Annotated in this window: 10 protein-coding genes; 2 read left to right on the top strand and 8 right to left on the bottom strand. The window is 36.6% G+C overall.

Annotation, left to right across the window (positions count from 1 at the left end; all coding sequences use genetic code 11):
- Positions 1-824: ABC transporter permease (locus AC33VI_RS22475; protein WP_491784495.1), on the bottom strand; the 824-nt coding region annotated here is incomplete at its 3' end.
- Positions 825-828: 4 nt separating this feature from the next.
- Complete coding sequence (locus tag AC33VI_RS22470; RefSeq protein WP_491784494.1) at positions 829-1,848, bottom strand: NAD-dependent epimerase/dehydratase family protein; 1,020 nt, start codon at positions 1,846-1,848, stop codon at positions 829-831.
- 273 nt (positions 1,849-2,121) lie between these two features.
- Here AC33VI_RS22470 and AC33VI_RS22465 point away from each other — a divergent pair, with 273 nt between their 5' ends.
- On the top strand, positions 2,122-3,891 hold the full coding sequence (locus tag AC33VI_RS22465; RefSeq protein ID WP_491784496.1) for an ABC transporter substrate-binding protein: 1,770 nt from the start codon (positions 2,122-2,124) through the stop codon (positions 3,889-3,891).
- A gap of 265 nt (positions 3,892-4,156) precedes the next feature.
- On the opposite strand, the gene AC33VI_RS22460 is transcribed toward AC33VI_RS22465, so the two are convergent.
- From AC33VI_RS22460 to AC33VI_RS22435, 6 genes are all read right to left on the bottom strand, one after another.
- A complete protein-coding gene (locus AC33VI_RS22460; RefSeq protein WP_491784493.1) occupies positions 4,157-4,861 on the bottom strand; it encodes a hypothetical protein in 705 nt (234 codons plus the stop codon).
- Positions 4,862-4,879: 18 nt separating this feature from the next.
- Positions 4,880-5,620, bottom strand: a complete 741-nt coding sequence (locus AC33VI_RS22455) for a zinc metalloprotease (protein WP_491784492.1) — start codon at positions 5,618-5,620, stop codon at positions 4,880-4,882.
- 448 nt (positions 5,621-6,068) lie between these two features.
- Positions 6,069-6,710, bottom strand: a complete 642-nt coding sequence (locus AC33VI_RS22450; RefSeq protein ID WP_491784491.1) for a Uma2 family endonuclease — start codon at positions 6,708-6,710, stop codon at positions 6,069-6,071.
- A gap of 118 nt (positions 6,711-6,828) precedes the next feature.
- Positions 6,829-7,215 (bottom strand): type II toxin-antitoxin system VapC family toxin, encoded by a 387-nt coding sequence (locus AC33VI_RS22445; protein ID WP_491784490.1) that lies wholly within the window; start codon positions 7,213-7,215, stop codon positions 6,829-6,831.
- Positions 7,212-7,493, bottom strand: a complete 282-nt coding sequence (locus AC33VI_RS22440; protein ID WP_491784489.1) for a DUF2281 domain-containing protein — start codon at positions 7,491-7,493, stop codon at positions 7,212-7,214. Before AC33VI_RS22440 ends, AC33VI_RS22445 begins: the two co-directional genes overlap by 4 nt.
- A gap of 22 nt (positions 7,494-7,515) precedes the next feature.
- Positions 7,516-7,716 (bottom strand): hypothetical protein, encoded by a 201-nt coding sequence (locus AC33VI_RS22435; protein WP_491784488.1) that lies wholly within the window; start codon positions 7,714-7,716, stop codon positions 7,516-7,518.
- A gap of 43 nt (positions 7,717-7,759) precedes the next feature.
- Here AC33VI_RS22435 and AC33VI_RS22430 point away from each other — a divergent pair, with 43 nt between their 5' ends.
- Entirely contained in the window at positions 7,760-7,915 is a 156-nt protein-coding gene (locus tag AC33VI_RS22430; protein WP_491784487.1) for a hypothetical protein, read from the top strand.
- The last annotated feature ends 11 nt before the right edge of the window (positions 7,916-7,926 follow it).

Raw genomic sequence — 7,926 nt, 5'->3', positions numbered from 1 at the left:
TAAATTACATCGGCAAAAGTTCTTTCCATCTTGCGGAAATACCAAATACCGCTCCATAAAAGGATGGCGATAATTCCCAGGGAAAGAAGAAAACCTGGAAGATAGATTTGAGATTCGCCCCCTAAAATCGCCCAGCGAAAGCCATCAATTACCCCTACCATTGGGTTGAGGGAATAAAGGAATCGCCATTGTTCGGGAACTACTTTGCTGCTGAATCCCACAGGAGAAATATATAAGCCAAACTGAACGATAAACGGCACTATATAGCGGAAATCTCGATATTCCACGTTTAATGCTGCCAACCATAAACCTACTCCCATCGCAGCAATAAAAGCGATCGCAATAAAGAAAGGAATAGTTATAATTCGCCAACTGGGAACAAAGTTATACCACGCCATTAGACCGAGTAAAATCATTCCTGAAATCATAAAATCGACAAAGCTGACGATTACCGCGCTAGCAGGCACGATTAAGCGAGGAAAATATACTTTTGAGACTAAATTGGCGTTCACAATTAGGCTGTTACTAGATTCTGAGAGAGAATTGGCAAAAAACTGCCAGGGTAGCATCGCTGCAAATACTAGAATTGGATAGGGTACGCCTTCGGAGGGGAGTTTGGCTAGGTTACCAAAGACTACGGTAAAAACCACCATAGTTAGAAAAGGTCTAATTAACGCCCACTCAATGCCAATTGCTGTTTGTTTGTAGCGCACTAAAATATCTCGCCAAGCCAGGAAGTAGAATAGTTCCCGATAGTTCCACAAGTCCTGCCAGTAACGCTTTTCCGTACGTCCTGCCTCAATGACTAATTCTTTGGTATTCATTGGTTTAATTCCAGAAGAAACTAGAATCGATTTGTTGGGTGCGAAGTAGGTATTCTAATTGTTTTAAACGGGTAAAGCCTCTAGATAGAAAAACTTCCGAGGTCAGATCGATTTGCTTGAAGATTTCGTAGAGTTGTTTTGCACCCCTTTGGGCATCCCATTCGCATTTAAACCCAGGCAAAGTAGTAGCAATTTTCTCAAAAGATACGCGATAGCTGCGGTTATCGGGGTCGCTGGGACCAAAACTGAGCTTGCAACCAGGGAAAGTATCGGCAACAATTTGAGCAATATCTCTAACTTGGTAGTTATACGCCGTATCCCCTACGTTAAAGATTTGATTGTGAATTATATCTCTGGGGGCATCTAAAGTACAAGCGATCGCCTGACAAATATCTAAAACGTGAACCAATGGTCGCCAAGGAGTGCCATCGCTGGTCATTTTAATTTCTTTAGTCGTCCAAGCTAAACCCGATAGGTTATTTAAGACTATATCAAAGCGCATTCGAGGAGAAGCACCAAAAGCAGTAGCATTACGCAAAAACGTCGGCGAGAAGCTATCATCCGCCATAGCACTAACGTCTTTTTCCACCATGGTTTTACAAATGGCATAGGTAGTTTGGGGATTTACGGGAGATTCTTCGTTTAATTCTCCTTCGGCAATACCATAAACGCTACAGGAAGAGGTATAAATAAAACGTCTTACTCCTGCTTGCTTGGCTAGGGTAGCGATATGAACCGATCCTTTATGGTTAATGTCGTAGGTAATATTGGGGGCTAATTGTCCAGTAGGATCGTTGGAAAGTTCCGCTAGGTGGACTACTGCTTCTACTCCCTGGAGGTCTTCAATAGTTAGGTTTCTAATATCTTTATTTAGAGTTTTGGCAGTTAATGCCGTCCCGTTATATAGCCAGCCTACTTTATAGTAGCCAGTATCGACCGCTATAATTTCATGTCCTTGCTGGAGTAACATCGGCGCGAGAAGCGAACCAATATATCCCTCCGTTCCTGTTAACAATATTTTCATGGGCTAAATAAGAAATTTTATTTTTAGATAAAAAAAGGGGGGAGTCATCAGCCAAATATTTTAAATATTCGGGCTAAAACTTCATTTTATATAGTTTGCTAGCTTTTCCAGATTCTGGATCGAAGATAATTGTACAATGCTAACCCTAAGAAAAATTAAAGAAGGTTAAACTACACCAATTTCCATTCTTGCCGAACAATAGCTTAGACCATGAGGAAATTAACTAAAATGACTATAATGTGGCATAAAATCGAGTAAGGAACGATATTGATTTTGGGCTTAATAAATAATTTTCTCCAAGTTGCGATCGCCCGTTGTTTGCAGTTCGCTTTAGCAGCAATCCTATTAATCCCTCTAGCTGCTTGTAATCCTAGTAGTTTGTTGGCAAATCCCGATAGTCCTTCTCGTCTCACCCAGACAATTTTGGGAGATCCGAAGACCTTTAACTTTGTTATTTCTACCGATGCTACTAGTAGCGGTGTGGGGGGAATGTTATTTGATGGCTTAGTTACTCAAAACCCAATTACAGGGGAAATAGAGCCAGAATTAGCCGAATCTTGGGAGATTTCCGAGGATAATCTGGAAATAGTCTACACTTTAAGACCAAATCTAAAATGGTCTGACGGTCATCCTTTAACCGTAGATGATGTAGTTTTTACTTATAACCAGTTATATCTCAATACCGATATTCCTACGGGAATGAGAGATGTCTTGCGCGTCGGACAAAGTGGGGCTTTACCCGAAGTAAGCAAAGTCAACGACAGACAAGTTAAATTTACTATCCCCGAACCTTTTGCACCTTTCTTAGCTGTTACAGGTGCATCGATTTATCCCGCTCATATTTTAGAAAAAACTGTCGCAGAAAAAGACCGAGAAGGTCAATTAAAATTCCTTTCTACTTGGACGGTAGATACTCCAGCCGAAAAAATTCTTGCCAGCAGTGCTTATAAATTAAAAAGTTATAAAACCGCTCAAAGGGTTATTTTTGAACCCAATCCTTATTATTGGAAAAAGCAAGTAACGGGAGAAGATTTACCCCATATTAAACAAGTAGTTTGGGAAATTATTGACTCGACAGATACAGCCCTGACTCAATTTAGATCGGGTAGTTTAGATAGTATTAGCGTTTCTCCCGAATACTTTTCTTTACTCAAAAAAGAAGAAAAGAAAGGTAACTTTGAAATTAAAGAAGGGGGAGAAGTGTACAGTATGACTTTTATCACTTTTAATCTCAATCAAGGTAAGAAAAATGGCAAGCCAGTATTAAATCCTCAAAAGTCTCAATGGTTTAATAATGTCAATTTTCGCCAAGCAGTATCCTATGCCATAGATCGCGATCGCATGGTGAATAATATCTTTCGCGGTTTGGGCAAGCCCCAAGTATCTTATACTCCCAGACAATCCCTATTTTATTATGATGGGGTAAAAGAATATCAATATAACCCCGAAAAAGCCAAACAATTATTATTAGAAGCAGGGTTTAAATACAATAACCGAGGACAATTATTAGATAAAGATGGCACGAGAGTTAGCTTCGTTTTAAATACCAATACGGGGAATAAAATTCGCGAAGCTATGGGCAATCAAATTGAAGAGGATTTAGCTAAAATTGGCATTAAAGTTAACTTTAGAACCCTCAACTTTAACGTCTTAATTCAAAAATTAGATAATACTTTAGATTGGGATTGTATCCTAATTGGTTTTGGCGGAGGAAACGAACCAAATAGCCGTTATAACTTTTGGGCAGTTGATGGCAACTCTCACCTATTCAATCAAAAAGTTGAAGATTTAGAAGATAGAAAAATAGCCGATTGGGAAGCAGAAATAGCCAATTTATATATTCAAGGAGCGCAAGAATTAGACCTAGAAAAACGTAAAGCTATCTATGCTGAAGCTCAACAACTAGTGGCTGAAAAGTTACCGATTATATGTTTGGTCAATCCTTATTCTATGGCAGCAGTCAGAAATAAAATCCAAGGGGTTGAATATTCTGCCCTCGGAGGAGCTTTTTGGAACTTAGAAGAGTTAAAGATCGCTCCTTAATTAACCTGAGTTCGGGATAAGAGAATTGACTAGTTAAGATAGCTATTAGTTTTTAGTCCTTAGTTTTTAGTCTTTAGTTAAACTAAAAACTAAAAACTTAAGATAAAATAATTGACGCTCTTGTTTATTCTCGATGTTTCATGTTTGAGTGAGAGAATTGAAAAACAAATAACTAGTAAATAATAACTAATAACTAATAACTAGATCGATAGTCAGTAGCTTAACCCGAACTGACGTTAATTAAATAAATTAACTAATAATCAATTTAATCAATAATTCCTACCTGGCTAAACTCTGGTAACCCTCCCCAATACAATCCCCAACCCAAAAACAATAACCCAGCAAGAGCAGAAGAAACAAAGAAGAAAGTTAAAATTGGCTGTTGGCGCAAATTTTTGCTCCCTTGAATCCAGGTAAATATTAAAACTCCTGAAATAAATGGTATACCTAAAATTGCTGTTTTAGATTCGATAACATCAACAAATAAAATAAATCCATTAATTAACCCCGCAACGAGTTCGACTTTCAAATTAGAAGTCTGTTTTAAAAAGGGATATTGCCATTGACGATAAATTAATAATCCCCCTAAGCCAAATGTACCAATATGCCAGAGATAATGACTTAGAAGTTCGTCATAAAAATAAGTTATATCTTGAAGACTTTTATCTCCATTAACTGTTGCTAAATGTCTGATGGAATTAGCACCTAGGTGCATTCCTTGACCTTGAACCCAAAAACAAGCAAATAAGATAAAGACTAATATTTCTCTTTGCTTGAGGGGATAAGCTGGATTAATTTGAAATAATAACCAATAGAACGGAATTAAAACAAAAGGTGTGAATAGATTTAAAACATCTCCATTTTTTATTAATGGATAAAATACAAAGCGATCGCTTAAAAAGGTAGGTGAAATAATAAATAAAGATAATAGAATGCTAAAGATAAATAGCAGCTTGATTAAGCGTTGCATTTAGTATTTAAGCTATAGTTATTTTTTAAAGTAGTGATTGTATATAAAAGGAATTATACGCCAAGCTTTATGTCCATCAAATCCTTTTTGTGGAATCAAATTGTAAGGAACGATTAATAAGCTAAAATATCCCAAAAATACTAAAATTGGTGCAAAAAAAACATAATTAGCCAATCCCAAAGAAGATAGATAAAAAACTAGTGCTGCTACCATTACTTGCAATACTACCCCACTCCAAGCTATTTTTATATCATCCAATTCATATCTCGGTTCTTCATATTCGCATACACCGTGAATTAGAGCAATTCTAATTGCCAGCACTCTACAGCCAACTTTGTTTGCCATAGCAGCATGACCAACTTCGTGAATAAAAATAATGCCTAAGTATGATATTAACGCTAGAGCAACACCGATCAGACTCTGCCTGTAAACAACTAAAATCAAAGTTGAAGCAGCTAATACTAACCAATGTATGTATATTTGTGCGCCTAAAAGCTTAATATTATTTAGTTTAAAATATCCATAACGATCTACTGTAGAAAATGAAAATCGATTAGTCACAAATTGTAGCTTAGCTCCGAGTTTAGTGCGCTCTCCTTTTTTGGTCGCCGATTGATGTCGATTGAAACTATTTTGTTTGGATTTTTGTTCGGGAGATTGACCGCATTCAGGACAACAAAAAGAATATTGAGAATTGGTTTTCTTGGTCACATAAATAGCACCACATTGACACTGAATAATCTGACTTTTTTGAGCCATGCTATTAATCCTTATTTATGAAATATACGGACGCATTCAACATTTTGAACCGATACGATCGCTAATTAATCTAATTGATTTAGGACTTATTTCTTAAAAACATTAATTACCTTAGTCAAAACTCTGGAACTACTTTATTATATTGTTTTTTTCATTCTTATTGCGATCGCTCTTTACGAAGATTTATAGATTTATATATTACTTTGATTTCCTAAACTCCTTTAGATATTTGTTATTGGCTAGGAAATGCGATCGCTTTACTTGAGGTGTTGACAAAAGCGATCCGCGAAAGCTGTACCGAAAACATCGCTTTTTTCTCTAATGCTAGTCATGACTTTAATTTGAGCTAGTCTTCTATTCTAAATTTTAAGCTCAGATTCAGTTTGTCTTATGCATTAAAAAGTGCGATCGCAAAATCAGCCAAAGGCATCGCTCTAAACAGTTTGATTTAAAGTTTAAATTGCTGCATTAACCAACTACCAACTTCTGTATGGTTCGTATCTCTACTTTTTCGCAGTGCTTCAGTGAGGATTTCTAGTTTCAAGCCTGGCAAAATCTGGGACTGACTAATTCTTTTACTACCACCATCTGCGATGGCAAAAGCAATTATATCTATATCCAGCACATTTATTACCCAGTATTCAGCAACCTGCAAATTTTCATAAAGTAATCTTTTTTCGCCTAAGTCATCAGACAGAGATATATTAGAAACTTCGATAATCAAATCTGGGGCTGGATAATCATCTAAATTGACTATTCCTACTCCCCAGGGAATAGCACTGGCATTTTCGCCCACGTAGCAGGATAGATCGGGTTGAAACTCTCTTATACCGACTAGACGATAACTACAATTATCTTTTCCCGTCAAAGGAATACCTTTTAGGGTTGCGTAGAGATAAACAGCATGGTTAATAATAAAATGATCCTGAGAATGTTCGTTACCAATGGGTGTCATTTCAATCCTATATTTACCGTGGTGGTAGTAGCTTTTTGCCTTTTCCAAGCTAGGATGTTCGGCTTTTTCAATGTATTCATCCCACGAAGCAGTTATCCAAGTGTTAACTGTAGATTGTTCAACTATGGCAACCATATTGATTTTACGCCTGCGAATCTTTATTCTTATGATTGTAATCTATCAACTTTAGTCTTCTCTTTTACTTACCAGCGATCGCCTTATTTTATGTATTGAAAAATGCGATTCTAAATTTTTAGAAAAACCGCATATTTGGATATGCCAGTATTAATTTGTCCTCAGTCATAATTATTAGATTGTGCTGCAAAGCTTGAGACATAATCAAGCGGTCAAAAGGATCTTTGTGAATCAAGGGAAGTCCAATCAATCTAGTAATACTATTTTCATCTACAGTCAAAGTCTTGATTAAATGCTTTCGTCTCTCTTGTGGTAGGTATATTTCTGGAGAATTAGGGAAATTTAGTTTGCCCACTTGATATTTAATGACACATTCCCAGATAGAAACAACGCTTAAAAATATTTCGTTATCCAAATCGTGAATAATTTGACGATATTGCTTTGACAAACGTTTGTCATCGTCTAAAAGCCATAGAAAAATATGCGTATCGAGTAATATTCTCATTGAGGATTATTAAATAGATCGAGAATTTCATCTGGCAGAGGATCGTTAAAATCATCGGGAACAGTAAATTCTCCTTTTGCTAAACCAATTGGTCTTTGTTTATTTTGCTGGCGATAAGATTCGACAACGCGATCTATATCTTCATTAGTAAGAGGATATTCTGGGTTTATTTCTTGCTGTTTATCTTCTATGGAATCTATAAATTGACGAACTAAATTGAGTTGTTCGGCAGATAGATTGTTAAGCTTGCGGTCTAATTCTTCTCTAATGCTAGTCATAACTTTGATTTGAGCTAGTCTTCTATTCTAATTTTAAGCTCAAATTTAGTTTAAGGCGATCGCCCGAACAGTCATCAGAAAAGCGATTACGCTTCGCGTAGCCTTCGGATCGCGACACGGTTTTTTTCTCTGCAAAATGCGATCGCTCTATCTGATACCTTGAAAAATGCGATCGCCTAAAATCTTCAGGAAAAAGCTCTGTAAGTTGAAAATATTCTGACAATCATTTGTATACTTGACAAGGATAAAAAATAGTAGAGCAATTAATGGCAAGAATTTCTGCGGAATTGATGAGTAATTTAGTAAACTTGCAACGTTCGCTGCTTGAAAGTGTAAATGAAGCAAAATTAGCAGAATATTTGTTATTAAATAGCGTTGGGGAGACGAGACGGACGAAACAATTAGCTCTTTGGATGAATTAACAGCGATCGCT

It is taken from the genome of Waterburya sp., assembly GCF_058530065.1.
The sequence above is the reverse complement of the archived record's forward strand: the minus strand, read 5'-3'. Positions and strand labels throughout refer to the sequence as shown.